The following is a 26,007-nucleotide window of genomic DNA, read 5'->3' as shown; positions in this document are numbered from 1 at the left end:
GAAACCTGTTCCGATACTGCGCCAAAGCGGGGCAGGGGTTCCGTAAAACGGGGGAAATGGCGAATGGCGGCCCAACTGGACGAACTGGACCGGAAAATCCTTGGCGAATTGCAGCTGGATGCCAGCCAGTCGCTGGATGAAATTGCCCGCAAGGTGGGGTCATCCAAAACTCCGGTCTGGAACCGCATCCGCCGGATGCGCGAACAAGGCGTCATCACCCGGCAGACGGCGATACTGGATGCCGAGGCGCTGGGGCTGGAGGCCTGTTTCTTCGTGCTGATCCGCACCTCGGAGCATGAGGCCGACTGGCAGCGCAAATTCCTCAAGACCCTGCGCGACCGCCCCGAGGTGCTGGAAGCGCACCGGCTGGCGGGTGACATCGACTATATCCTGAAAGTGCGGGTCAAGAACGCCCGCGCCTATGACCAGTTCTATCAGGCGCTGATCTCCGAGGTGAAGATCTACAACGTCACCGCGCTTCTGAGCATGGAAGAGATCAAATCCACCACCGTTCTGCCGCTCTGACGCCCCCGCCTGCAGCGCCCCCGCATTGCTGCTTTGCCAATACTCCCGCCGGAGGCTTCCACAGCCTGTCCAGACGCCCCGCCTGCAATTCTGCGCCTCCCTCCCCCCTCGTGGGGGAGGGCTGGGGTGGGGGGGCTGGCGCAGCCCTCACCGGGTCAGCATCAACCGCTCCAGCCCGTGGAAGTGATATACATCCGCGTAGCGCGGCACCCCGGCCAGACGCAGGCCGGGCAGGCGGCGGAGCAGGATCGGCAGGGCGATCTGCAGCTCCAGTCGCGCCAGCGGGGCGCCGACGCAAAAATGCAGGCCCGCGCCAAAGGTCAGGTTGGGTTTGGCGGGGCGATGGGGCAGGAATTTGCCGGGGCGGTCCCAGAGCTGCGGGTCGCGGTTGGTCGCCCCCAGAAGCAGCGCGACCTGATCGCCGCGGTGAAAGGTGTGGCCCATCACCTCCACAGTCTCATAGGCCGTGCGGGTGAACATGTGCAGCGCCGGATCAAAGCGCAGGATTTCCTCCACCGCGCCCGGCAGCGTTTCGGGCGACAGGATCTGCGCGACCGTGCCGGTTTGCAGCAGGGTCTTCACCCCGTTGCCGATGGTGTGCACCGTGGCCTCATGGCCAGCGTTCAACAGCAGGATACAGGTGGTGATCAGCTCGTCGGTCGACAGCCGCTCGCCGTCACTTTCCGCCGCGATGAGCTGGGTGATCAGGTCATCGGCGGGGGCTTTGCGGCGCTCATCGACATATCTGCGCAGGAAATCGGAAAAGTCGCGGGCGGCGTCGCTGGCGGCCACTTCCATCTCATGGGTCCGGCGGGCCTGATACATGCCGACCATCGCATTCGACCAGCGGAGCAGCTGCCCGGCCATATCTTCGGGCACGCCCAGCAGGCGGGCGATGATGATTACCGGCAGCGGTTGGGCAAAGCCGGTGATCAGGTCAAACGCGCCCTCGGGCAGCGCGTCGATCAGGCTGTGGCTCAGGCTCTCGACATCGCCGTGCAGGCTGGCAATCCGGCGCGAGGTAAAGGCGCGCAGCACGAGGGAGCGCAGGCGGGTGTGGCGCGGCGGTTCCAGCTCCAGCATCGAATGCGCCTCGACCGCGTAGAATGGCGCGGTGTGCGGCGCGATGGGGCGGGCCAGCTCGGGCGGCACCTCGCGGCCAAAACGGCGGTCGCGAAAGATCGCGTTGGCGGCTGCGGCACTTGGCGTGCAGATCAGGTCATAGTCCTGCCAGTGAAAGAACGGGCCCGCCGCGCGGGCGCGTTCGTAAAACGGGTAGGGATTCTGGACAAAGTCCGGCGCGGTCGGGGATTGGGCAAGGGTCTGCATGGCCAAAGGCTTAGCCCCGGGCGCGGGCCGGGTGCAAGAGGCCTTGTGCCACCATCACCCCCAATGCCACCAGCGCCGCCCCCAGCACCTGATGCCACAGCCACGGGCCGCCGACGGCAAACAGGATCAGCATCACATAAAACGGCGTGGCGTTGATGTGCAGCGAGGCGAGGCCAATGCCCAGCCGCCCGACCGAAACGATCCACAACAGCTGCGACAACGCCAGCCCGGCAAAGGCGTAGATCAAGAGCGCCCCCGCCTCGGTCGCGCCAAGCGCCGACCAGTTCGGGGCGGGCAGGCCGGTCAGCGTGGCCAGTGCCGCCATTACCCCTGCGGTCAGCGCGCCGCCGCAAAGCGTGATCGTGGTGCGCCCCAGCGGCGACAGGCCGGGAAAGGCGGTGACGGTCAGCCGCGAGCCAAAGGTGAAGACGACCACCGAGGCCAGGCACAACAGCGCCCCCAGCAGCGTGCCGCCGCCCGCCGCATCCCCGCCGCCCTCCAGCGCGATCAGCCCGCCCAGCAGGCTCAGCCCCATGCCAAGGACCAGCGCGGGCGTGATCCGGCGGCCATCGAACACCACCTCGATCCCCATGCCGACAATCGGCATCGCGGCGGAAACGATGGCGACCGTCACCGCATCCGACCGGGCTTGGCCGAGGATCAGGCCAAAGGCGCCCAGACAGGTGACAGCGCCGATCAGCAACCCGGTGCCCCAGGCCGCGCCCAGCACCGCGCGCCGCCCGTCGATCATAAGCCAGAGTGGCAAGAGGACCATCGTCGCCAACCCCATGCGGGCGGCGGTCAGGGTGATGGCGGGCACATGCGGAATCAGCAGATCGGCGGCGGGCAGCCCCGCCGCCCAGACCAGCATCGAGGCCGCACAGGCCAGATGGGCCAGCGGCAGTGACGACGGGGGCAGCAGGGCAGGGGCATGGGTCATGCCCTCAGTGATGCCCGCCCCCTTGCGTTCAGGCTTGTCTGCCCGCGACGGACCTGTGGCGCAATCAGGCCGCTGACAGCGCCGCGACGATGGCCCCGAAATCGGCCGCCTTCAGGCTGGCCCCGCCGACCAGCGCGCCATCGACATGCGGCACCGCAAAAATCTCGGCGGCATTCGAGGGCTTGACGGAGCCGCCGTAGAGCAGCCGCACGCCATCCGCCTGCGCGCCGATGCGGGCGGTCAGGCGGGCGCGGATAAAGGCATGCACCTCGGCAATCTCGGCAATCGTCGGCGTGCGCCCGGTGCCGATGGCCCAGACCGGCTCATAAGCCAGCACCAGATTGGCGGCGGTGGATTCTTCGGGGACCGAGCCTGTCAGCTGGCGACCGATTACATCCAGCGTGTCGCCTGCATCCCGCTGACCTTCGGTCTCGCCGATGCAGACCACCGCGACCAGACCGGCCACCTGCGCGGCCTGCGCCTTTGCCATCACCTGCGCATCGGTCTCGGCATGGTCGGTGCGGCGTTCGGAATGGCCGACGATCACATGCGTGGCCCCGGCCTCTGCCAACATGCCCGCCGACAGATCGCCGGTATGCGCGCCGCTGGTGTTGGCATGGCAATCCTGCCCGCCGACCCGAAGCGATGTGCCCTTGGCCACATCCGCCATCCGTGCCAGCAGCGTGGCGGGCGGGCAGAGCAGCATCTCGCACTCCGGGGCCGGATGCGCGTTCAGCAGGGTCACCACCTCTGACAGGCTGGCCCCCGTGCCATTCATTTTCCAGTTTCCAGCCGCCAGCTTGCGCATGTCTTGTTCTCCCACAGGTCGCTCAATCGCGGCGATCATAGCCGCCGACCTGTGTGACACAAGCAGCAAAACCCCGATGCGGAGGGGCAGGTGGGTAAGTTGTTATGCCCCTGAAAGCGGCAAGGTCATGTCATACTGATCCAGCCCCGCCGCAAACCCGTCTGGCACAATGCGGGTGATGGCAAAGCCAAAGCCCTGATAAAAGGCCGTGCTGTGCTGGCTGGTAGACAGGTGCAGCCGGGTGATGCCGGGACAAGCCAGCGCCAGACCTATCCGCTCCCGTGTCAGAACCGTGCCCAACCCCTGCCGGTGCAACCGACGGTCCACCATGCCCCAGACCATCGTGGCCTGACCTGTCGCCGGTTCCAGCATCAGCCCGCCGCAGGCCACCGCCGCGCCGTGCTGTGACAGCACAAGATAGGGCCGGTCGGGATGCGGCAGGTTTTGCAGCCAGACGCAAAACTCGGCGCGTTCTGACGGCGCGAAATACTGCGGTACATTGCTGTCAAACAGCGCCAAGCAGGCGGCTTGATCTTCAGCTGAGTAAGGGCGCGCAACGGGCTGGGTCATGATGGTGCGATGTTACTGTGCCTGCGGCTGTCTGCCCAGCGTCGGTTGTCACGGGGCCGGAGTACGGGGTTTTTGCCACTGAGGCTCTTGTCCGCAAGAAAATGTAAAAATGTTTTACATCGCATCTTGAATGCGGGGCAGGTGATGTGCATCTTGGGTCATGTGAAGGACATTCACATCAAGCCTGATGGCACATCCGTGCCGATATTGCCGCCGAGATGGAGAGACGCTGATGACCTATTCAACCGATACCACCGCCAAAGCGCCTGCGCTCGGCGGCCTGATGGACCGACTGCGCAGTGCCGAAGACTGGATGGACTCACGGGGCCGGGGGGCGTGGATCGCCGCCATGGTGCTGGGCTTTGTCTTTGTCTGGCCCGTCGGCCTCGCCCTTGTGATCTATATGACCTACGCCAACAAATGGAGCAAAAGCATGTTCAAAGGCAAGTTCTGCGGCAGCCGCCGTGACGCATCCGTGGGCCGCCATGGGGCCTGGCGTTCCTCGGGCAACAGTGCTTTTGACGCCTACAAGGCCGATACGCTGCGCCGTCTGGAAGATGAGCAGGGCGCGTTCGAATCCTTCCTGCAGCGTCTGCGTGATGCCAAGGACAAGCAGGAATTCGACTCGTTCATGGAAGACCGCGCCAAGGGGGCTGCCCGTCCTGCCGCCACCACTGAAGACTCGCCGCGCGGCGAATACTGAGACCTGAGGCCCGGCGGCCCCGATCGGGGCCGCTGACGCTCTGGTTGCCCGTTTGCTGATCACGCCCCCTTGTTCCAGTCCCCCTTGCTTCAGGACCACGCCCATGCGCACTGTTTCCCCCATGATGATGTCAGATATGCAGCCCGACCCCGAACGTCATGCCGCCTTTTACGAAGGCGTTTTGCCAAAGCGGCTTCTGGCCTGGCTGATTGATCTGGTGCTGATCGGTCTGGTTACGGCGGTGATCGTGCCATTCACGGCCTTTACCGCGCTGTTTTTCCTGCCGTTCCTGTTTCTGGTGGTGGGATTTGTCTATCGCTGGGCCACCTTGACCGGGCGCTCGGCGACCTGGGGCATGCGGCTGATGAATATCGAGTTTCTCGACCGCAATGGCCAGCGCTTTGATGGTGCGACCGCGCTGCTGCACACGCTGGGCTATACGCTGTCGATGGCCTTTGTGATGCCGCAGGTGCTGTCGGTGGTCCTGATGCTGACCTCGTCGCGCGGGCAGGGGTTGAGCGATCTGGTGCTGGGCTCGGTGGCGATCAACAGCCCGTCGACACGGTGATCCGACGGTCATCGGCAAGCGACCGCGCGCGCGAAATGCCGTCTTGGCGTCTGGCGCGCGCCTTGCTAACGTGACGCATCTTTTCCCAATCAGTCAATCATGCGCCACACCCTTCCCATTGCGCCCCAGTTCTATGTGACGGCACCGCAGCCCTGCCCGTACCTTGACGGGCGGATGGAGCGGAAGCTGTTTACTGCGCTGCAGGGGGAACATGCGCAACGGCTGAATGACACGCTGTCAAAACAGGGGTTCCGCCGCAGCCAGAACGTGCTGTACCGCCCGTCCTGTTCCGAATGTTCGGCCTGTCTTTCCGCCCGCATCCGGGTGGCCGATTTCCAGCCCAGCCGTACCCAGCGCCGGATCATGCGCCGCGCTGCCCATCTGCGCCGCAATGCGACCAGTCCCTGGGCCACCGAAGACCAGTTCACCCTGTTCCGCCGCTATCTGGATGCGCGCCACGCCGATGGCGGCATGGCCGATATGGATATCTTTGAATTCGCCGCGATGATCGAGGAAACCCCGATCAAGAGCCGGGTGATTGAATACTCGCGCCCCGCTGGTCCGGGGGAGCGTGGCCACGTGCTGTCTGCGGTCTGCCTGACCGATGTGTTCGACGACGGGCTGTCGATGGTCTATAGCTTTTACGACCCCGATCTGGTGGATCTGTCGCTTGGCACCCACATCATCCTTGACCATATCGCCATCGCGCGGGAGGCGGGTCTTCCTTACGTCTACCTTGGCTATTGGGTGCCCGGCAGCCGCAAGATGGGCTACAAGGCCGGGTTCTCCGCGCTTGAGATTTACAAGGGCGGGCAATGGCAGGATCTGGGCGATCCCGCCGCGCACCGGGCCGAGTTGCACCCGCTGTCGATGGACCCGATTGCCGAACAGGTCGCCCGCATCAACCTGCCTGAAGCCCGCCCGCACCGGGACTGACCGGATGACCCAAGGCGCGGTGCTGGCCGCCGTTTCCCTGATCGTGCCTGATTATGACTCGGGCATCGTGTTTTACTGCGGGGCCTTGGGGTTCCGCCTGACCGAAGACATTGATCAGGGCCGCAAACGCTGGGTCACGGTGGAGCCGCCGGGGGGCGGCGCGCGGCTGGTGCTGGCACAGGCAGATGGCCCGGTGCAGCAGGCGGCAATCGGCGCGCAGGGCGGCGGCCGGGTCTGGCTGTTCCTGCGCACCGACGATTTCGACCGCGACCATCAGGCAATGCTGCGCGCCGGGGTGGTGTTTGAAGAGCGCCCCCGCGATGAGGCTTATGGCCGGGTGGCGGTCTGGCGCGACCCGTTCGGCAACCGCTGGGATCTGATCGGGCCCCCACATGCGTCTGGCTGACGCGATCAAGGGAACCCCACTGGACGGGACGGGCGGGATTTCCTATATAATCTCTCAACAACCCCTGATGAGGCCGGAATGAACAGCGAAGCAAAAGTCGAGGGCACCCCGCTCATCAAACCATCGAGCACCGATCATCCTTTGTATGATTCTGTGGTTGATGCCTGCCGCACGGTGTTTGACCCGGAAATCCCGGTCAATATCTTTGATCTGGGCTTGATCTACACCATTGAAATTGACCCCGAAAACGCAGTCAGCGTCACCATGACCCTGACCGCCCCCGGCTGCCCGGTGGCGGGCGAGATGCCGGGCTGGGTCGCTGATGCGGTCGAACCGCTGGCCGGGGTCAAGCAGGTCGATGTGCAGATGACCTTTGACCCACCCTGGGGCATGGAGATGATGAGCGACGAGGCCCGGCTGGAATTGGGATTCATGTAATCGTTCCCTCCTTGGTCAACCTTTGAATGCAAGCCATCTGGCTTGCATTTTTCATTTGCAAGCCGTTTGACTTGCCTTAGGCGAATGCAACCCATTTGGCTTGCTTTTCTTGAATGCAAGCCGTATGACTTGCATCATGGTCAAGCTCCACGCAGTCCTCACCGGCGATCTGATCCTCTCCACCCGCAGCACTCCTGCTCAGGTGGATGCCACCATGACGCTGATCGAGAAAGCAGCGCGACGGTTCAGCGATAAGGCGCGGTTTCACCGCTATCGCGGCGATGGCTGGCAGGTCTATGTCGGCCCGGCAGGGCAGGGGCTGGGGGCGATGGTTTATCTTGCGGCACAGCTCTGCGCCGATGAGGGCCTGTCCAGTCGGATGGCGCTGGGAATCGGCGATGCCCATGGCTTTGATCAGGGCAGTCTTGGCACCGCAGGCGGTATGGCCTTTGTCCGGTCGGGGCGGGCGTTGGACGCGATGGCTGATGGTCAATGGCTGGCCTTGGCGGGAGAGGGGGTAGACCCGCTGCACCACGCCCTTATGGCCTATATTGATGCGCAGGTCAGGGGCTGGTCCCCGCAACAGGCCGAAGCGGTCGCATGGTCGCTGACCCCGGACCTTGATCTGCCGCAACAGGCGCTTGCGGCGATGGTCGGGATCTCGCGGCAGGCGTTCGCGGCCCGGCTGAACGCGGCAGGTTTTGCCTTGATCCATCAGGCCACCCGCGCCTTTGCCGCCCATTTTTCACCGGAGCCGACCGATGGCTGAAACCCTCGCCCTGCTGTTGCTGGCGCATGTGCTGGCCGATTTCGTGCTGCAACCTGACCGCATGGCGCAGGCCAAGGCCGGGGGGCATCCGGGCTGGATGCTGGCGCATATCGGGATCGTGGGCGGGATCACGGCGCTGGTGCTGGGCGTGCAGACGCCGCAGGCGGCGGCAGTTGTCGCAGGGCTGACCGGGGTGCATCTGCTGGTGGACGCGGCCAAAGTGGCCATCGGGGCGCGGCTGTCTGCGATCACCGCCTTTCTGGCGGATCAGGCGGCGCATCTGCTGACGCTGCTGATGGTGGCCATGCTGGTGCCCGAGCTTTGGACGCAAGGTTTCTGGGCCCCGCACACACCACTCTGGCTGCCCGCCGCCCTCACGGTCATCGCCGGGGCGGTGCTTGCCACCCGGGCCGGGGGCTTTGCCCTTGGCCTGTTGATGCGGCCCTGGGGCGAGGTCGGGCTGGATGGTCTGCCCGGTGGCGGCCGGATCATCGGCATGCTGGAACGCGGGATCATCTTTCTGTTGATCCTCGGCGGCGAGCCCGGCGGTATCGGCTTTCTGATTGCGGCCAAATCGGTGCTGCGCTTTGGCGCGGTCAAGGAGGAGTCGCGGCTGTCGGAATACGTGATCATCGGCACGCTGGCGTCGTTCGGCTGGGCGATGCTGGTGGCAATCGGCACGGTGATGCTGCTTTCCGCGCTGCCGCCGCTTGGAATTCCCGACCTTTCCCCCTAGATTGGGAAGAGACCAAAGGAGCACCACATGTTTGGCATCCCCGGCAAAGCCGCCGTCACCCTGACCCCGCTGGCGGCAAAGCAGATTTCGCGCCTGATGGCGAAAGAGGACCGCAAGGGCCTGCGCATCGGCGTCAAGAAAGGCGGCTGCGCGGGGATGGAGTACACCATGGACTATGTGTCCGAGGTCAACCCGCTGGACGAGGTGGTGGAACAGGACGGCGCGCGGGTGATGATCGCGCCGATGGCGCAGATGTTCCTGATCGGCACCGAGATCGATTATGAGGTCGATCTGCTGCAGGCCGGGTTCAAATTCCGCAACCCGAACGTGGCCGAAGCCTGCGGCTGCGGCGAGTCGATCAAGTTCAAGGACGCGCCTTCTGCCTGAGCTTGCCTTTAAGAAACCTGAGCTTGCCTTTAAGAAAATAGAGCGGCTGCGCCGCATTGTTTTTTTAGTCGCCTCTGGCCTGCGGCCAACCGGCTCCGTACTGCGCTCCGCGCGGGAGTATTTGGCAAGCAGCAATTCTGGGGCGCGGATTTCATCTTGGTGAAAATACTCCGGGCGGGCCGCAGGCGGGGGCAGCGCCCTCCTCAACGGTTGGCACCTGTGATGTGCGTCAGGAATTGACCCTGCCCGCATCCTTGGTCAAAGCTGCGGACATGATGACCGATTTCTCAGCACGGCTGACCCGCTCTCCGCATCCCTATGACCGCAGCTCCGGCGATGAGGTGCGGGTCGCGTTTGCCGATCTGGGGCCGGAGGTGGCCGGACTGATGGCCGGCGCGGCTGGATGCAGCCCCTATCTCAAGAGCTTGATGACGCGGGAGGCGGACTGGTTGCGCCACGCGCTTGGGCAGGGGCCGGAGGCGGCGCTGGACGCGGAATTTGCCCGGATCGAGGCTTTGGCTTTGGACGGGCTGGGCGCGGGCCTGCGTCAGGCCAAGCGCCGGATTGCGCTGCTGACGGCTCTGTGTGATTTGGGCGGGGTCTGGCCGCTGGAAGCGGTGACGGCGGCTCTGACCGGGCTGGCGGACCGGGCGGTGCATCTGGCGATGGTGCGGCTGGTGGCCGAGGAGATCCGGCGCGGCAAGATCCCCGGCGCGACGGCGGAGGATGCCGAGACGGCGGCGGGCATGGTCAGCCTTGCCATGGGCAAGATGGGCGCGGGGGAGCTGAACTATTCCTCCGACATCGACCTGATCTGCCTGTTTGACGAGAGCCGCTATCCGGGGGTGGAGCAGGAGGCGCGGGCGACGTTTATCCGCGTCACCCGCAAGATGACGGCGCTGTTGTCGGATCTGACCGGCGAGGGCTACGTGTTCCGCACCGATCTGCGGCTGCGCCCCGATGCAAGCGTCACGCCGGTTTGCCTGTCGATGGCGGCGGCGGAGAGCTATTATGAAAGCGTCGGCCGGACCTGGGAGCGGGCGGCCTATATCAAGGCGCGGCCCTGTGGCGGCGATCTGGCGGCGGGGGAGCGGTTTCTGAAAACCCTGACCCCCTTTGTCTGGCGCAAGCATCTGGATTTTGCCGCCATTCAGGACGCGCATGACATGCGGCTGCGCATCCGCGAGCATCGCGGGCTGAACGGCCGGGTCACGGTCGAGGGCCACAACATGAAGCTGGGGCAGGGCGGCATCCGCGAGATCGAGTTTTTCACCCAGACAAGGCAGCTGATCGCGGGCGGGCGCGACCCCGATCTGCGAGACCGGACCACGGTGGGCGGGCTTGCGGTGCTGGCGGAAAAGGGCTGGGTGCCGCCGGATGTGGCGGCGGAGCTGGCCACGCTTTACCGCGCGCACCGTGAGCTGGAGCACCGCCTGCAAATGGTGGGTGACGCCCAGACCCATGACATGCCGGTGACGGCAGAGGGGGTGGCGCGGATTGCGGCGTTTTGCGGCGAAGACGACGCCGCTTTCCGCGCCGGCCTGCTGGAGCGGATTGCGCGCGTCGATACGCTGACCGATGCGTTCTTTGCCCCCGGTGAGGCCGAGACCGGGCCGGAGTTGTCAGAGGCGGCGGGCAAGATCGTGTCGGGCTGGATTCACTACCCGGCGCTGCGCTCGGAGCGGGCGCAGGCGATTTTCCGGCGGCTGCGGCCCCAACTTCTGAAGCAGTTGCACCGCGCGGCCAACCCGGACGAGGCGCTGCGCGCTCTGGATGGGTTTCTGGCTGGTCTGCCAGCGGGCGTGCAGATCTTTTCGCTGTTTGATTCCAATCCGACGCTGATCGAGCTGATCATCGATATTGCCGGCACCTCGCCGTCACTGGCGCGGCATCTGTCGCGCAACGCGGGCGTGCTGGATGCGGTGATCGGCGGCAGTTTCTGGACCGCCTGGCCGGGGACGGCGGCGCTGCGCGCCGATCTGGCGCGGGTGCTGGGCGAGGTGGCGGATTACGAAAAGAAGCTCGATACGGCCCGGCGCTGGATGAAGGAGTGGCACTTTCGGGTCGGGGTGCACCATCTGCGTGGCCTCAAAGACGCGTTCGAGGCGGGCAAGGCCTATGCCGATCTGGCTGATGCGGTGGTGGGCGCGCTCTGGCCGGTGGTGACGGCCGAGTTTGCCCGCAAGCACGGGCCGATGCCGGGGCGGGGGGCGGTGCTGATCGGCATGGGGTCGATGGGGGCGCAGCGGCTCAATGCCGGGTCGGATCTGGACCTGATCATGATCTATGATGCGGCGGGGGTGGAGGACTCCACCGGGCCGAAACCGCTTGCCACGCGGCCCTATTATGCCCGCCTGACGCAAGGCATGGTGACGGCGCTGACCGCACAGATGCCGGAGGGGCGGCTCTATGAGGTGGATATGCGGCTGCGCCCCTCGGGGCGGCAGGGGCCGGTGGCGACCGGCTGGCAGAGCTTCACCGGCTATCAGGAAGATGAGGCCTGGACCTGGGAGCATCTGGCGCTGACCCGCGCGCGGGTGCTGGCGGGGGAGCCGGAGCTGGCGGCAGAGGTGGAGGCATTCCGCCGCGACCTGCTGGCGCGCAAGGGCAAGGGCGATACGGTGCGGGCCGATGTTGCCGCCATGCGCGAGCGGTTGCAGGCGGCCAAGCCTGCCAAGGGCAGCTGGGAGGCCAAGAATGGCGCGGGCCGCCTGATGGATGTGGAGCTGTGCGCGCAGATGCTGGCGCTGCTCGGCGGCAGTCCGGCGCGCGGGGTGGAGCGGCAGATCGGGGCGGGGGCGGCGGCTGGGGTGTCGCAACCGGATCAGACGGCGCTGCTGGATGCCTACAGGTTGCTCTGGCGGCTGCAATGCGGCACCCGTCTTTTGACCGAGGGGCCGCTGGTGATGGAGGATCTGGGGATCGGCGGGCGGGCGTTCCTGCTGCGCGAGACCGGCGAGACCAGTGCCGAGGCGTTGACAGCGCGGCTGGAGACGGTGACGGCGCTTGCGGACCGGGTGATCTCGGGGCTGATGGAGGGGTAGATTGGGGAGGCGTGTGATGCGGATGGATGAGGCGGACCCCAAGGGTCTGGTGCGGGAGAGCTACCGGATCGACGGGATCAGCGGGCCGGAATGCCGCTCGATCTTTATCGACTGGGCGCTGAGCCTGCAGCCGGGGGTGGAGGTCGACGAGGCACTGCGGGCGGTGCTGGCTGAATACGCGCTGGCCGCACCGGAGCATCCGATGAGCCGGGTGCTGACCGAGGCGCTGGTCCGGCCGGAACCGCCGCGCCGGAAGGGCGGACGGGCGGCACGGATGGGGGTGTGATGGGGTGGGTTCCCCCTGTGTTACAAAGTGAAGAAGTGTTTTTTATCAGTGGGTTGACTGTGCGGGATTAACGCATTTTTAAGGTGTGGCGGCGTTGGCAAACAGGTGTCAGTCGTTTTCCTCGATCACATGTTCGGCGAGATCCAGAATCATGTGACTGATGTGGTGGTCGGAAATATGATAGAAGATGTGGCGCGATTGCCGTTCGGCCCGCAGCAACCGCGCGCTGCGCAGCAGGCGCAAATGATGGCTGACCAGCGTTTGCGACAGGTCCAGGTTCTGGGCAATGTCGCCGACAGATTTCGGGCCGTCCAGACAGTGCATCACAATCCGCAATCGCGTCGGGTCGCCCAGAAGCTTGAAGGCTTCGGCGACCAGCGACAGTTGATCGGGTGTCAGTGCCGGGACGGTGGCCGTCAATGTGCGTGCCCTTTGTGATGGTGCCCATGATCATGCCCGTGATGGTCATGCCGCGCGGGCTGCAAGCTGCACTCTTGGTTGATTTCGTCGTTCCAATCAATCGCAACGGTCACATGTTCGATACCAAATTCTGACTTCAGAAGCGTTTCGACCCTGCGCGACACCGCTTTTGCGTGGATATCATCTGCGGGGCGCACGTTCAGTGTTGCCATCGTGCGGCCCGAGGTGATCTGCCAGACATGGATATGGTGAACTGCGGCAAGATCCGGCACCGATGTGAGCAGCTTTGTTACGATCTCCTCCGGGTCTGCATCGGCGGGTGCGCCTTCGAGCAGGATGTGGATGGATGTTGCCAGCAGCTTCCACGCGCTGCGCAGGATCAGCACAGCGACGACGACAGACAGGATCGGGTCGATCGGGGTCCATCCGGTGAGGGAGATGATGATCGCGGCGGCGATTGCGCCGACAGAGCCGAGCAGGTCGCCCATCACATGCAGGATCGCGCCCTTGATGTTCACGTGCTCCGTCTCGCCGCGTGTCATGATCCAGAGCACGAGCAGGTTGACCAGCAACCCTGCGGTGGCGACCAGCAACATCGGGCCGGCCAGAATCTCGCCCGGCTGGCGGAACCGCTCGACAGCCTCGTAAAAGATCCATGCGACGATGGCGAACAGGGTGAGGGCATTCACGAAGCCGGCAATCACCTCGAACCGCAGATAGCCAAAGGTGCGTTTGCTGTCGGCAGCGCGGCGACCGAAGCGAAACGCGGCATAGGCGAGCGCAAGGGCCGCGGCATCGGTCAGCATATGGCCTGCATCGGCCAGAAGCGCGAGCGAGCCGGACAGGAGGCCGCCCACCACTTCGACCAGCATGAACCCAAAGATCAGGACAAACGACAGCAGAACCTTGCGCTCATTGGCGTTGGTGACAGTCGGGCTGTGGGAATGATCGTGGTCGTGGTGTGCGTGTGACATGGGCTTTCCTCTGTAAGTAAACATATCAATACATGTTCATGTATTAAGGTCAACCATCTGAGGCGGGGTGCGGCACGAAAATGTGGAACACGTGGCAGCTTTTGTCGGGCAGCTGCGGGGCCGCCCTTGTCGTGCGCTGCGCGGCTTGGCTGGGGCATTTGGGCTGGTCTTTGCCAAAGCGACGGGCTGTATGTCTGAAAGGTCAGTTTATTCGCAAGGTGATGGTGGTGTTGCCGGAACTGCCACTCACCCACTACGTTGATCTGTACCTGATTGGAGTTTCCAAATTGACCCAACCCCAGATTTTGCTGTTTGCGCTGTTCGCGGGAATCGTCGGGCTGATGATCTGGGGGAAGTTGCGGCACGATATTGTGGCCTTTGGCGGGGTGATCGTCGGCACGCTGCTGGGGCTGGTGCCGGTGGAGGAGACGTTTTCGGGCTTTGCGCATCCGGCGGTGATCACGGTGGCACTGGTGTTGGTCGTGTCTGCCGGTTTGATCCGCACCGGGGCGATCAATGCGCTGGCGCGGGTGTTGGCGAACCCGGATCTGCCGGTTTCCTTGCATGTGCTGCGGCTGGGCGTGGTGGGGGCGCTGTTGTCTGCGGTGATGAACAATGTCACCGCGCTGGCGCTGCTGATGCCGGTGGATGTGGCGACGGCGCGCAAAGCGGGGCGCGGGGCCGGGCTGACGCTGATGGCGCTGGCCTTTGCCACCATTCTGGGCGGGATGCTGACGTTGATCGGGACGCCGCCCAACCTGATCGTGTCGAGCTTCCGGCGCGAGGCGCTGGGGGAGCCGTTCGGGTTTTTCGACTTTGCCTATGCGGGCGGGATCGTGGCGGTTGCGGGGCTGCTGTTTGTGGCCTTTGTCGGCTGGCGGCTGGTGCCGCAGCGTGAAGACGGCCCGGTGGCCGAGGATGCCGAAGCGCGGATGCGCGATTATGTGGCCGAGCTGGTGGTGCCGGACGAGTCGGACAGCATCGGCCAGACCAAGGCAGAGTTGATTGCCGCCTGCGAAAAGCTGGGGGCAAGCCTGATCGCGGTGAAGCGGCGGGGGCGGCGGGTGTATGGCGCACCCGGCGGTATTGTGCTGGAGGTCGGGGATATTCTGCTGATCGAGGCGTCGCCGACCCTGCTGGAAGAGGTGCGGGTGGAACTGAAGCTGTCCTATCCCGACGGGCTGGCGGCGGATGCGCCCCGGATCTCGCTGGCGGGCGAGGTGATGGCAGAGTTCGTGGTCACCAATACCTCGCGCATCGTCGGGCGCACGGCGCGGCAGGCGCGGCTCGCGGTCGATCATGACTCGGTGCTGCTGGGGATTTTGCGGCGGGACCGGACCCTGCACGACAATCTGCGCGACACGCGGATTCTGGCGGGGGATATCCTGCTGGTGCTGATCCCCGAGACGCAGGCCGATGCGATTGCCGATGCGCTGCATCTGCTGCCGCTGAGCCGGCGCGAGTCGGTCACGATGGAGCGGCGCGCGGTGGCAGCGGTGGTGATGTTTGCGCTTGCGATTGCGGCGGTCAGTCTGGGGCTGGTCACGATGCCGGTGGCTTTGGGCGCGGTGGTGATCGGCTATGTGCTGGCGCGGGTGCTGGGGGTGGAGGAGCTGTACGAGCATATCGACTGGCCGGTGATCGTGCTGCTGGCCTCGCTGATCCCGTTGGGGGTGGCGATGGACACCACCGGGGCCTCGGGTCTGGTGGCCGAGGCGCTGGCGACAGCGACGGCGGGGCTACCGCCTTGGGTCGGACTGACGGTTCTGATGGTATCGACGATGTTCATCTCGGATGTGCTGAACAACAATGCGACCGCCATTCTGGCGGTGCCGGTGGGCATCCGGCTGGCCGAGGCGACGGGGACCAACCCGGATTCTTACCTGATGGCGGTGGCGATTGCGGCATCCTGCGCGTTTCTGACGCCGATCGGGCATCAGAACAATACCATCGTGCTGGGGCCGGGGTCGTACCGGTTTTCGGACTATTGGCGGATGGGGTTGCCGCTGGAGGTGATCGTGACGGCGGTGGGGGTGCCTGCGATCCTGCTGTTCTGGCCATTATAGGGCGCGCGCCTGAGTTTGCTTATGGCCGGTGGGGCCGGGTAAATTTGTGATCGGGTGCAGATTTGATGCAACCTTGCAGGGGGGTGCAGCGTTGTGGTGCAGATGTCCGCACGGACCGATGCGCGCAGCCTGCGCTCGTGCCCCTTTCCCACTCTTCTGCCCCGGAGTTCCGCAAAATGGCCGATCTTGTGTCTGATGTGAATGAGCCTGTTCTGGCGACCGAAGGCGCGCCTGTTGCAATCCTGCTGGCCGGGGGGCGCGGGTCGCGGCTGTATGAGCTGACCGACCGGGCCTGTAAACCGGCGCTGCCGTTTGTGCGGCGGCGACGGATCGTGGATTTCACCATGGAAAACATCGTGCGGTCGGGTCTGAACCGGGTGATCGTGGCCAGCCAGTACCGGCCCGAGACGCTGGAGGCGCATCTGGAGTCGGCCTGGTCGGGGCGGATCGGGGCGGCGGGGCTGATCCTGCGGCGTGGCGCGGATGGCGCCGATATGACAGCGGCACAGCCCGGCTATTTTGGTACGGCGGATGCGGTCTGGAAAAATGCGGCGCAGATTGATGCGCTCGGGCCGCGAGAGGTGCTGATCCTGTCGGCGGATCATGTTTATGAAATGGATTATCGCCCCCTGATCGCGGCGCATCGCGCCTCGGAAGCCAAGGTCACGCTCGCCGCCAAGGTGGTGGACCGGTATGAGGCGCGCGGCTTTGGCGTCATCACCGCCAGTGGCACCGGGATGGTGACGGATTTTGTGGAAAAGCCCGATATTCCGCCGACCCTACCGAATGACCCGGAACATGCCTTGGCCAGCATGGGGATTTATATCTGTGACTGGCGCTGGCTGCGGCAGATGCTGGCCGAGGATGCGGCATCAGAAAACAGCAGCCATGATTTCGGCCATGATATCCTGCCGCGCGCGGTCCGGGCCGGTGAGGCGCATGTCTGGAACTGGGAACAGGCGGTCGGTCATCCGGTGTTCTGGCGCGATGTCGGCACGCTGGATGCGCTGCGCGAGACATGGCTGCAGTTTGAGACCGGCGATGCGCCCTGCGCCTTGCCCGCGCCCGATCTGGGCGAGATGACCCCGGCGCTGTCGCGGTTTGGCATGTCCACCTCGGTTGGCGGATTGCGGCTGTTTGCGCCGCTGCGCAACCGGACGGGACAGGCAAGCTGGGGCATGATGGAGGCGTCGGTGCTGATGGATGGCGCGCGGCTGTCGCCGGGCTGCCGGTTGACACGGGCGCTGATCGCGCCGGGGGTGACCCTGCCCGAAGGGCTGGTGGTGGGGGAAGACCCGGTTGAAGACGCGCGCTGGTTCCGGGTGACGGCGGCGGGCACCACATTGGTGACCACTCAGATGCTGTCGCGCCGGGCGGCCCGGATGCACCGCCGCGACCGGGGCATCGGTCGCGGCCTGTTTCAGCAGGCGGTGTCGTGATGCTGAAGGTGGCCCCAAAGGGATTGGCATTTGACCGCGCCTCGGCCCGGCCTTCGGTTCTGGGGGCAGAGTATGACGGCGATGGCGTGAATTTTGCGCTGTTTTCCGACCATGCCGAGCGGGTGCAGCTGTGCCTGTTCGACGAGGATGGTGTGACCGAGACGGCACGGCTGGATCTGCCCGAGATGGAGGGCGGGATCTGGTATGGCTATCTGCCCGGTCTGGCTCCGGGGCAGGCCTACGGCTACCGCGTGCATGGGGCCTATGCCCCCGAAGAGGGGCATCGGTTCAACGCCAACAAGTTGCTGCTCGACCCCTATGCGCGACAGCTGACCGGGGTGCTCGACTGGGATGACAGCCTGTTCGGCTATGAGATCGGCACCGATGATCTGAGCTTTGATGTGCGCGATTCTGCCGCGTTCATGCCGAAAGCGCGCGTGGTGGACCCGGCCTATGACTGGTCGGCAGACCGCGCTTTGCTGCGGCCATGGGAAGAGACGGTGATCTATGAAGCACATGTCAAAGGTCTGACCATGCGGCATGACGGGGTGGTGCAGGCCGATCGCGGCACCTTTGCCGGTCTGGCGTCACCCCCGGTGATCGACCATCTGAAGGCACTGGGGATCACGGCAATAGAGCTGTTGCCGGTGCAATCCTTTGTGCAGGACCGGCATTTGCTGGAACAGGGGCTGTCGAATTACTGGGGCTATAACACCCTGTCGTTCTTTGCGCCCAATGCACCCTATCTAAAGACCGGGCAATTGTCGGAAATCAAGGATGCGATCCGCCGGTTTCATGAGGCGGGCATCGAGGTTTTGCTGGATGTGGTTTACAACCACACCGCCGAAGGCAACGAAATGGGGCCGACCCTGTCGTTCCGGGGGATCGACAACGCGTCTTATTACCTGTTGTCGCCGGAAAACCCGCGCCACAGCTTTGACACCACCGGCTGCGGCAATACGCTGAACGTGGCGCATCCGATGGTGCTCAGGATGGTGCTCGACAGCCTGCGCTATTGGGTGCAGGTCATGCATGTCGACGGGTTCCGCTTTGACCTTGCCTCCACCCTGGGCCGCGAAAGTGCCGGGTTCGAACGCGAAGGTTCGTTCTTTGCGGCGATCCGGCAAGACCCGGTGCTGGCCCATGTCAAACTGATCGCCGAGCCTTGGGATATCGGCGAGGGCGGCTATCAGGTCGGCGGATTCCCGTGGCCGTTCCGCGAATGGAACGACAAGGCGCGCGATGATCTGCGCAGCTTCTGGCGGCGCGATGGCGGCGTGCGCGGGTCGGTATCGCAGCGGCTGCTGGGTTCGCCGGTGCAGTTCCATCATTCGCGCCGTCCTGCGACCACCTCGGTCAATTTTCTGGCGGCGCATGACGGGTTCACGCTGTGGGACTGTCTGTCTTATGACCAGAAGCACAATGAGGCCAATGGCGAGGGCAATGCCGATGGCCATGACAACAACCTGTCGCACAACATGGGCGCCGAAGGGCCGACCGAGGATGCGGGCATTCTGCATGGCCGGGCACGGCGGGCGCGGGCGTTGCTGGCCTCGCTGATGATGTCGCAGGGCGTGCCGATGATCCTGGCGGGCGACGAGATGGGCAACAGCCAGCACGGCAACAACAACGCCTATTGTCAGGACAATGAGCTGGCCTGGATCGACTGGCCGGGGGCCGATGCGGGGCTGACCCGGTCCACGGCACAGATGATCGCGTTGCGGCAGGAGCTGGGTCTGGCCAACCGGCGCTTTGCCGCCGGGGCAGGCGATGGCGACGGTGTGGCGGATGAGGCGGTCTGGCTGCATGCCGACGGGCGCGAGATGGCGGACGGCGACTGGGAACAGGAGGGGCCGCTTGGCCTGCTGCTGCGCCGGGCCGCGCGCGCAGATGTGCTGGTGATCCTGAACGCCGGGGATGATGCCGGGTTCGTGCTTCCCGAAGGTGCGTGGCTGCGGCGGCTGTGCAGTGCCGACGAGGGCGAGACTGCGCCGGAGGTGATGCAGGGTGAGATCACCGCTGCGGGTCAGGCGGTGCTGGTGCTGGTCGAAAGCGCGGGTGGATAGAGGAACTATTGGGGCAGGGCTGCGTTGATACTGCAGAGGCCGCCTGTGGCGGCCACCTGAATGCCGGATTACCCCCCGGACCCTTTCATGAAAGGAGTTTCCATGCTGACCCCGACCACAGCCGCAATGATGCTTGATACCGAGGCAAGCGATTCACCCGAAGCGGCCCCGGATGCCGCCGATGCGCTGCTGGCGCTGCAACGCCGGACGGCGGATGCGCTGGCGGGCTATGTGACGATGGTGGACAAGGCCGAACCGGAGTTCCGCCCGGTCGCAGAGCGCTATCGCGCGATCCACGACCGCCACAATGCCGCGCTGACTGCGATGCTGATCCGCCATGGCGTGGAGCCGGATGCGGATGGCAGCTTCATGGGCACTGTGAACAAGGCGGTGGTGTCGCTGCGGGCGCTGTTCGATGACATCGACGCCGATGTGATGGACAGCATCCGCAACGGCGAAAATTATGTGCTGGAGGCGTTTGACGATGCCATCGGCTCTGCCGGCATGCCGCCCGCCGATGTGACCCTGCTGCGTGACATGCGCGACGAGCTGGTGGTGCTGCTGCAGGACACGCGGCATCTGGACTGACTGTTGTCAGGAGAGATGACGGAACCGCCGGGGCAGGGAATGGCCCCGGCGGTTTGCTGTGCGGGTGCCGGAGGCGCCGCGCGGGAGTATTTTTTGCCAAGATGAATGGCGGGACGCCTTAAGCGCGCAGGGCGCGGGCCTCGGCGGCGAGTTTGGTGATCGCGGCCCAGTCGCCTGTTGCCATTGCCTCTTTCGGCGCGACCCAGGAGCCGCCGACGCAGAGGATGTTTTTCAGCGACAGATAGTCATGGGCGTTCTTCAGGCTGATGCCGCCGGTCGGGCAGAAGCTGACCTGCGGGATTGGCGAGCCGATTGATTTCAGGAAAGCTGCCCCCCCGGATTGTTCGGCGGGGAAGAATTTCTGCACGGTGTAGCCCTTTTCCAGCAGGCGCATCACCTCGGACGCGGTGACGGCACCGGGCAGCAGCGGCAGCTCATATTCGGCGCAGGCATCAAGCAGGGCGTCGGTGGCACCGGGCGAGACGCCGAAGGTGGCCCCGGCGGCCTTGGCGGCCTTGACATCGGCTCGGGTCAGCAGCGTGCCGGCCCCCACCACACCGCCCGGAACCTCGGCCATGGCGCGGATGGCATCGAGCGCGCAAGCGGTGCGCAGGGTGACCTCAAGCGCGGGCAGGCCACCGGCGACGAGGGCCTGCGCAAGGGGCTTGGCATGGGCCAGATCGTCGATCACCAGAACGGGGACAACGGGGGCGAGGCGGCAGACCTCGAGCGCGCGGGCGGATTGTTCGGAGGGGGTCATGGTGTGCGTCCTTTGGCGGCGGGGAGGCGGAACGTGCGGGAGCCTCCGGCGGGGATATTTGAAGACAGAAAATGCGGCAAGGGGTTTGCACCGGATCGTGGGTCAGATCACCACGCCCGCGCCGGTATCAGAGGTGCCGACGGTCTGGCGGAAGACGTTGAACAGTTCGCGCCCGATGCCATGGCTGTTGGCCGTGAGGTCAGCGGTGATGGCGGGACGCGCGTCGAAGTCGTCGGCGAGGACCGAAAGGGTGCCCGCGACCGCATCAAGCCGGATCACGTCGCCGTCGCGCAGACGGGCGAGCGGGCCGCCCTTGGCCGCCTCGGGCGAGACGTGGATGGCGGCGGGGACTTTGCCGGACGCGCCTGACATGCGGCCATCGGTGACGAGAGCGACCTTGAGCCCGCGATCCTGCAACACCATCAGCGTGGGGGTCAGCGAGTGCAGTTCGGGCATGCCATTGGCGCTGGGGCCCTGAAAGCGCACGACAACGATGGTGTCAGAGGTGAACTCCCCAGCCTTGAAGGCGGCTTTGACCGCATCTTGCGTGTGGAAGATCCGGGCCGGGGCTTGCACGATGTGACGTTCCGGCGCGACGGCAGAGACCTTGATCACGCCGCGCCCCAGATTGCCGGAGAGTTGTTTCAGCCCGCCGCTGGTGGCGAAGGGGTCAGCGGCGGGGCGCACGATTTTATCGTTGAGGGTCTCGCGCGGGCCATCCTGCCAGCCGAGCTTGCCATCCTTGAGCGTGGGTTCCTGCCGGTAGGCCTCCAGCCCGTCTCCGGCGATGGTCTTGGCATCGGGGTGCAACAGGCCCGCATCCAGCAGCTGGTTGATCAGGAATTGCAGCCCCCCGGCGGCGTGGAAATGGTTCACATCGGCCAGACCATTGGGGTAGACCTTGGCCATCAGCGGCACCACATCGGACAGATCGGCGAAATCCTGCAGATCGAGGATCACGCCCGACGCGCGGGCCATCGCGGGCAGGTGCAGCACGAGATTTGTCGAGCCGCCGGTCGCCATCAACCCGACGAGGCCGTTGACATAGGCGCGTTCATCCAGAATCTCGCCCGCCGGGCGGAAGTCATTGCCAAGCGCGGTGATCTGGGCCGCGCGTTCCACCGCCGCCGTGGTCAGCGCCTCCCGCAGGGGCGTGCCGGGGTTGACGAAGCTGGAGCCGGGCAGGTGCAGGCCCATGAATTCCATCAGCATCTGGTTGGTGTTGGCGGTGCCGTAAAAGGTGCAGGTGCCCGCGCCGTGATAGCTGGCCATTTCCGCCGCCATCAGCTCTTCGCGCGTGGCTTTGCCTTCGGCCCAGGCGTTGCGGACAGCGGATTTCTGATCGTTGGGGATGCCGGAGGTCATCGGCCCGGCGGGGACGAACACCGCCGGGATATGGCCGAAGCTGGCGGCGGCGATGATCAGACCCGGCACGATCTTGTCACAGACGCCGAGGTAGAGGGCGGAGTCGAAGGTGTTGTGGCTGAGCGCCACGCCGGCGGCCAGCGCGATCACGTCGCGGGAGAACAGCGACAGCTCCATCCCCGGCTGGCCTTGGGTCACGCCATCGCACATCGCGGGCACGCCGCCCGCCACTTGCGCGGTGGCCCCGGCGGCGCGGGCGGCGGTGCGGATCAGGTCGGGGTAACGCTCGAACGGCTGATGCGCCGAGAGCATGTCATTATAGGCGGTGACGATGCCGATATTCGGTGCGCGGGTAGTGGCAAGGGTGTCTTTGTCCTGCTCCATCGCGGCATAGGCATGGGCCTGATTGCCGCAGGTCAGGTGGCTGCGCGCCGGGCCAGCCGCCACAGCAGCGGCCATCTGGCGCAGGTAGTCGCCCCGGCGGCCATGGCTGCGCTCGACGATGCGATCAGTGACGCGGGCGATGGTGGGGTGCAGGGTCATAGCGGGCCTTTGGGGTTGTGGCTTGCGATGAGGGGAGTGTAGCAGGGTTTGTTAGCGCTAACAACCCTTGCGAATGGGTGTTTGGGGGTCAGTCGCGGGTCAAATATGCTTTCAGCCCTGCGGGGTAGAGCCGTGGTCCATCGGGCCAATCCAGCGTGTCGAGGGGAAACCATTCAGCAAAGCCTGTGGTTCCGTCATCTTCGTGAAAGAGAATGCGATCTGCCTCTGCAAAGGCCCCGGTTGGGAAAAGCACGGTGAACAGAGCCAGAATCTCATGGCCGGGTGTTCCTTCATGGGTGAAGATATTCTCGATGAAGACCGGCGAACCGACAGGTTCGACCGTGATGTCAAGTTCCTCCTGAAATTCGCGGATCAGCGCAGCACGGGCGGTTTCGCCGAATTCGACGGTTCCGCCGAGGGGTCGCACCCCCTTTACGCGGCCGGAGGCATCCGGAACTTCGGCGGCGAGCAGTCGATTGCCGCGCCAGTGCAGGCCCAGAGCCTTGAAGCGGATGGAGGGAATGGGGAGCGCGAAGGTCATGGCGTTTTGTACGGTGTCGTTTGCAGTCTGTGCAATGGGACGCCACCACAATACCCCGCTTTTGCACAATTTCGCGCGCAATCGTGCCATGTTTGGCCGGTAATCCTGTCAGGGCAAGGGGAAAGACCTCCCCCGGAGGATGTGGTGATGAAGACGCTTGTTTTTCCGATGTTGGCCGTGGTGATGGGTCTGTCTGCCTGTGCGGGCGGCGGGCCGGATGTGATGCGGTCGGACCGGGTGCAGATGACGCTGGCGACCCAAGGCCGGGCCGATCCGGGGGCGGGTGAGGTGCGGCAGGTGCTGGCGGCGCAATATGATGTGCAAGACATCCGCATCTCGGTGCCCAGCAAGCTGAAGGTCTCGGAAGCCAACATGTTCTATCCGGTGGCCGATATCGTCTGGCGTGGCGAGCCGATGGGCAACCGCCATGCGCAAGTGATGTCGATCTTCAAGGAGGCGATGGACCGGGGCACCTTTACCATGACCACGGGCCGCAAGGTCGTGGTGGATATCGAGGTGACGCGGTTCCATTCGGTGACGGAAAAGACCCGCTACACGGTGGGCGGCACCCATTCGATGCGCTTCACGCTGACGGTGCGGGACGCTGAAACCGGGGTGGTGCTGGACGGGCCGCGCCTGGTGGCGGCGGATGCCAAGGCAGCCGGGGGCGCGCAGGCGGTGGCCGAGGAACAGATGGGCCGCACCCAGCGGGTGGTGGTTGTCGAGCGGCTGGCCAGTGCGATCCGGTCAGAGCTGTCGGCGCGGGTCACCGACCCGATGCTGATCAGCCAGGCGCTGTCGCAGCCGAGTGATGTGACCCTGCGCTGAGGGGCATTTCCCAAAGCATCAAGTTAGCGTAAAGGGAGGGGATGATGACCCCTCCCTTTGCGCATGACGCCCCCGACTCCGCTTCCGATGATGCTCCCCGTGCGATGCCGGTGGTGCGGTTGAAACCCAAGGCCGAGGCGCGGGCGATCCGCCATGGCTTCCCTTGGGTCTACAGTGATGAGCTGGTCACCGACCGGCGCACCCAAGGGCTGACCCCCGGCACGCTGGCGGTGCTGGAGGATGGCGAGCGCCGGGCGCTGGGGCTGGTGACAGTCAACCCGAAATCAAAGATCATCTGCCGGATGCTGGATCGTGATCCCGAGGCGGTGATTGATCAGGCGTGGTTCGAGGCGCGGATCGCGCGGGCCGAAGCGATGCGGACGCGGTTGTTTGACGCGCCGTTCTACCGGCTGGTGCATGCCGAGGCCGACGGGTTGCCCGGCGTGGTGATCGACCGGTTCGGCGATGTGGCCGTGGTGCAGCCGAACGCGGCCTGGGCCGAGGCGCATCTGGAGATGCTGGTTGCTGCTTTGGTGGCGGTGACCGGGGTGACGTCGGTGGTCAAGAACGGCTCTGGCCGCTCGCGCGTGCTCGAAGGGCTGACCGAAGAGGTTGCGGTTGTGCGCGGCGCGGTCGATGGGCCGGTGACGGTGCCGATGAATGGCGCGCTCTATATGGCCGACCTTTTGGGCGGGCAGAAGACCGGGCTGTTCTATGACCAGCGGCCGAACCATGCGTTTACGGCGCGTCTGGCACGCGGCGCACGGGTGCTGGATCTGTTCAGCCATGTCGGCGGTTTTGGGCTGGCCTGCCTTGCTGCCGGGGCCGAGAGTGCTTTGGCGGTCGATGGCTCTGCGCCTGCGCTTGCCCTGGCGTCGCAAGGGGCGGCGGCGATGGGGGTCGAGGGCCGCTTTGCCACCCGTCAGGGCGATGCCTTTGACGTGCTGGAGGCTTTAGGGACCGAGGGCGCGCAGTTTGATCTGGTGATCTGTGATCCGCCCGCCTTTGCCCCCGCCAAACCGGCGCTGGAGGCGGGGTTGCGCGCCTATGAACGGGTTGCGCGGTTGGCGGCCCCGCTGGTGGCGCCGGGCGGCTATCTGGTGCTGTGCTCCTGCTCACATGCCGCTGACCTGTCGTCGTTCCGCAATGCGTCGGGGCGCGGGATCGGGCGCGGCGGGCGGCGGGCGCAGCTGATCCACACCGGCTTTGCCGGGCCGGATCACCCGATGCTGCCGCAACTGGCGGAATCGGGCTATCTCAAGGCGTTGACCTTCCGGCTGGATGGCTGATGCGCGGGGGAAGCCGCTCTTTGCGCCCTTGCTTGCGGTCATCGTGTGGCGGGGGTGGCGGGGTGAACCCCGCCCTACACCTTGCGGCAACGGGCGCGGGCGATGAGCGCGCGCGATGAGGGCGGTGCTGGACGCGTGTGTACTGTATCCAACGGTGCTGCGTGAAATCCTGATGGGATGTGCAGCGGCGGGACTCTATATGCCGCTGTTTTCAGAGCGGATCCTGCGCGAATGGGTGCGGGCGACGGCCAAGCTGGGGCCGGTGCAGCAAGAGATTGCCACCGGCGAGGCCGCGCTGTTGCGCGCACAGTTTCCGGGTGCGGTGGTGCGCGAGCATACCAACATCGAGGCGCGGCTGTTATTGCCGGACCCCGATGATGTGCATGTGCTGGCGGTGGCGATCGGTGGCTCGGCCGATTGCATCGTGACCTTTAACGCGGTGGATTTCCCACGGCATCTGCTGGCCGAAGAAGGGGTGGAGCGGCGCGATCCCGACGGGTTCCTGTGGCAGTTGTGGTCAGATCAGCCCGAAACGGTGGCACGGGTGGTGAATGATGTTCATGCCACCGCCTGCCGGTTGTCGGGTGAGGCGTTCAGCCGCAAATCCCTGTTGAAACGGGCACGGCTGAACCGATTGGCCAAGGCATTGGACGCGGCTGAGGCGTGAGCAGCGCCCAAGTACC

27 protein-coding genes are annotated in these 26,007 nt (G+C 65.2%); 18 read left to right on the top strand and 9 right to left on the bottom strand.

Translation table 11 applies throughout. From position 1 onward, the window contains the following. The first annotated feature begins 63 nt into the window (after window positions 1-63). Window positions 64-525, top strand: a complete 462-nt coding sequence (locus D1012_RS08285) for an Lrp/AsnC family transcriptional regulator (protein WP_118150968.1) — start codon at window positions 64-66, stop codon at window positions 523-525. A 147-nt stretch (window positions 526-672) separates the two neighbouring features. Here D1012_RS08285 and D1012_RS08280 read toward each other — a convergent pair whose 3' ends face one another. From D1012_RS08280 to D1012_RS08265, 4 genes are all read right to left on the bottom strand, one after another. Further along, entirely contained in the window at window positions 673-1,854 is a 1,182-nt protein-coding gene (locus tag D1012_RS08280) for a cytochrome P450 (RefSeq protein ID WP_118150966.1), read from the bottom strand. 10 nt (window positions 1,855-1,864) lie between these two features. After that, window positions 1,865-2,794, bottom strand: coding sequence for an EamA family transporter (locus D1012_RS08275; RefSeq protein WP_118150964.1), 930 nt, complete (start codon window positions 2,792-2,794; stop codon window positions 1,865-1,867). 64 nt (window positions 2,795-2,858) lie between these two features. After that, window positions 2,859-3,602 carry a triose-phosphate isomerase gene (gene tpiA, locus D1012_RS08270; protein WP_118151196.1) on the bottom strand — a complete coding sequence of 248 codons (744 nt, stop codon included), beginning with the start codon at window positions 3,600-3,602 and terminating at the stop codon, window positions 2,859-2,861. A gap of 102 nt (window positions 3,603-3,704) precedes the next feature. Continuing rightward, window positions 3,705-4,121 (bottom strand): GNAT family N-acetyltransferase, encoded by a 417-nt coding sequence (locus tag D1012_RS08265; RefSeq protein WP_199489459.1) that lies wholly within the window; start codon window positions 4,119-4,121, stop codon window positions 3,705-3,707. Window positions 4,122-4,455: 334 nt separating this feature from the next. Here D1012_RS08265 and D1012_RS08260 point away from each other — a divergent pair, with 334 nt between their 5' ends. The 10 genes from D1012_RS08260 (at window position 4,456) to D1012_RS08215 (ending at window position 12,445) form a co-directional block, all read left to right on the top strand. Then, window positions 4,456-4,875 (top strand): DUF2852 domain-containing protein, encoded by a 420-nt coding sequence (locus D1012_RS08260; protein ID WP_118151194.1) that lies wholly within the window; start codon window positions 4,456-4,458, stop codon window positions 4,873-4,875. Between the two features lie 103 nt (window positions 4,876-4,978). Beyond that, window positions 4,979-5,443, top strand: coding sequence for an RDD family protein (locus D1012_RS08255; protein ID WP_233517050.1), 465 nt, complete (start codon window positions 4,979-4,981; stop codon window positions 5,441-5,443). Window positions 5,444-5,542: 99 nt separating this feature from the next. Then, complete coding sequence (locus tag D1012_RS08250; RefSeq protein WP_118150960.1) at window positions 5,543-6,379, top strand: arginyltransferase; 837 nt, start codon at window positions 5,543-5,545, stop codon at window positions 6,377-6,379. Window positions 6,380-6,383: 4 nt separating this feature from the next. Next, window positions 6,384-6,785 carry a VOC family protein gene (locus tag D1012_RS08245; protein WP_118150958.1) on the top strand — a complete coding sequence of 134 codons (402 nt, stop codon included), beginning with the start codon at window positions 6,384-6,386 and terminating at the stop codon, window positions 6,783-6,785. A 78-nt stretch (window positions 6,786-6,863) separates the two neighbouring features. Continuing rightward, entirely contained in the window at window positions 6,864-7,223 is a 360-nt protein-coding gene (locus D1012_RS08240) for an SUF system Fe-S cluster assembly protein (RefSeq protein WP_118150955.1), read from the top strand. Between the two features lie 136 nt (window positions 7,224-7,359). Beyond that, a complete protein-coding gene (locus D1012_RS08235) occupies window positions 7,360-7,992 on the top strand; it encodes a hypothetical protein (protein WP_118150953.1) in 633 nt (210 codons plus the stop codon). Continuing rightward, window positions 7,985-8,728 carry a DUF3307 domain-containing protein gene (locus D1012_RS08230; protein WP_118150951.1) on the top strand — a complete coding sequence of 248 codons (744 nt, stop codon included), beginning with the start codon at window positions 7,985-7,987 and terminating at the stop codon, window positions 8,726-8,728. Before D1012_RS08235 ends, D1012_RS08230 begins: the two co-directional genes overlap by 8 nt. Window positions 8,729-8,755: 27 nt before the next feature. After that, window positions 8,756-9,115 (top strand): HesB/IscA family protein, encoded by a 360-nt coding sequence (locus D1012_RS08225; protein WP_118150949.1) that lies wholly within the window; start codon window positions 8,756-8,758, stop codon window positions 9,113-9,115. 275 nt (window positions 9,116-9,390) lie between these two features. Beyond that, window positions 9,391-12,159: a bifunctional [glutamate--ammonia ligase]-adenylyl-L-tyrosine phosphorylase/[glutamate--ammonia-ligase] adenylyltransferase gene (glnE, locus tag D1012_RS08220; protein WP_118151190.1), complete on the top strand. Its 2,769-nt coding sequence runs from the start codon at window positions 9,391-9,393 to the stop codon at window positions 12,157-12,159. Window positions 12,160-12,175: 16 nt separating this feature from the next. Further along, window positions 12,176-12,445 (top strand): hypothetical protein, encoded by a 270-nt coding sequence (locus D1012_RS08215; protein ID WP_118150947.1) that lies wholly within the window; start codon window positions 12,176-12,178, stop codon window positions 12,443-12,445. A gap of 108 nt (window positions 12,446-12,553) precedes the next feature. Here the strand turns inward: D1012_RS08215 and D1012_RS08210 are convergent, their stop codons facing one another. Both D1012_RS08210 and D1012_RS08205 read right to left on the bottom strand, forming a co-directional pair. Next, window positions 12,554-12,865, bottom strand: coding sequence for an ArsR/SmtB family transcription factor (locus tag D1012_RS08210; protein WP_233517049.1), 312 nt, complete (start codon window positions 12,863-12,865; stop codon window positions 12,554-12,556). Continuing rightward, window positions 12,862-13,839, bottom strand: coding sequence for a cation diffusion facilitator family transporter (locus D1012_RS08205; protein ID WP_118150945.1), 978 nt, complete (start codon window positions 13,837-13,839; stop codon window positions 12,862-12,864). The genes D1012_RS08210 and D1012_RS08205 overlap by 4 nt, the downstream gene beginning before the upstream one ends. Before the next feature lie 287 nt (window positions 13,840-14,126). Between D1012_RS08205 and D1012_RS08200 the strand changes: the two genes are divergently transcribed. The 4 genes from D1012_RS08200 to D1012_RS08185 all read left to right on the top strand — a co-directional run bounded on the left by D1012_RS08200 (window position 14,127) and on the right by D1012_RS08185 (window position 19,998). Next, on the top strand, window positions 14,127-15,905 hold the full coding sequence (locus D1012_RS08200) for an SLC13 family permease (protein ID WP_118151186.1): 1,779 nt from the start codon (window positions 14,127-14,129) through the stop codon (window positions 15,903-15,905). Window positions 15,906-16,081: 176 nt separating this feature from the next. Continuing rightward, window positions 16,082-17,344 carry a sugar phosphate nucleotidyltransferase gene (locus D1012_RS08195; RefSeq protein WP_118150943.1) on the top strand — a complete coding sequence of 421 codons (1,263 nt, stop codon included), beginning with the start codon at window positions 16,082-16,084 and terminating at the stop codon, window positions 17,342-17,344. Continuing rightward, window positions 17,344-19,410, top strand: a complete 2,067-nt coding sequence (gene glgX, locus D1012_RS08190; protein WP_118150941.1) for a glycogen debranching protein GlgX — start codon at window positions 17,344-17,346, stop codon at window positions 19,408-19,410. Before D1012_RS08195 ends, glgX begins: the two co-directional genes overlap by 1 nt. A gap of 102 nt (window positions 19,411-19,512) precedes the next feature. After that, window positions 19,513-19,998, top strand: coding sequence for a DUF2383 domain-containing protein (locus D1012_RS08185; RefSeq protein ID WP_233517048.1), 486 nt, complete (start codon window positions 19,513-19,515; stop codon window positions 19,996-19,998). A gap of 118 nt (window positions 19,999-20,116) precedes the next feature. Here D1012_RS08185 and eda read toward each other — a convergent pair whose 3' ends face one another. The 3 genes from eda to D1012_RS08170 form a co-directional block, all read right to left on the bottom strand. Then, window positions 20,117-20,758: a bifunctional 4-hydroxy-2-oxoglutarate aldolase/2-dehydro-3-deoxy-phosphogluconate aldolase gene (eda, locus tag D1012_RS08180; protein ID WP_118150939.1), complete on the bottom strand. Its 642-nt coding sequence runs from the start codon at window positions 20,756-20,758 to the stop codon at window positions 20,117-20,119. 102 nt (window positions 20,759-20,860) lie between these two features. Next, on the bottom strand, window positions 20,861-22,666 hold the full coding sequence (gene edd, locus D1012_RS08175; protein ID WP_118150937.1) for a phosphogluconate dehydratase: 1,806 nt from the start codon (window positions 22,664-22,666) through the stop codon (window positions 20,861-20,863). Window positions 22,667-22,754: 88 nt separating this feature from the next. Beyond that, a complete protein-coding gene (locus tag D1012_RS08170) occupies window positions 22,755-23,207 on the bottom strand; it encodes an NUDIX hydrolase (protein ID WP_118150935.1) in 453 nt (150 codons plus the stop codon). Window positions 23,208-23,354: 147 nt separating this feature from the next. Between D1012_RS08170 and D1012_RS08165 the strand changes: the two genes are divergently transcribed. The 3 genes from D1012_RS08165 to D1012_RS08155 all read left to right on the top strand — a co-directional run bounded on the left by D1012_RS08165 (window position 23,355) and on the right by D1012_RS08155 (window position 25,991). Then, window positions 23,355-24,035, top strand: coding sequence for a DUF6778 family protein (locus D1012_RS08165; RefSeq protein ID WP_147335641.1), 681 nt, complete (start codon window positions 23,355-23,357; stop codon window positions 24,033-24,035). Window positions 24,036-24,139: 104 nt separating this feature from the next. Next, on the top strand, window positions 24,140-25,324 hold the full coding sequence (locus tag D1012_RS08160; RefSeq protein ID WP_118151182.1) for an RSP_2647 family RNA methyltransferase: 1,185 nt from the start codon (window positions 24,140-24,142) through the stop codon (window positions 25,322-25,324). 115 nt (window positions 25,325-25,439) lie between these two features. Next, complete coding sequence (locus tag D1012_RS08155; protein ID WP_118150932.1) at window positions 25,440-25,991, top strand: RSP_2648 family PIN domain-containing protein; 552 nt, start codon at window positions 25,440-25,442, stop codon at window positions 25,989-25,991. Window positions 25,992-26,007: the final 16 nt, after the last annotated feature.

This window comes from Pseudotabrizicola alkalilacus (genome assembly GCF_003443995.1).
Classification (GTDB): domain Bacteria; phylum Pseudomonadota; class Alphaproteobacteria; order Rhodobacterales; family Rhodobacteraceae; genus Pseudotabrizicola; species Pseudotabrizicola alkalilacus.
This window is presented reverse-complemented; position numbering and strand designations above follow the sequence as displayed.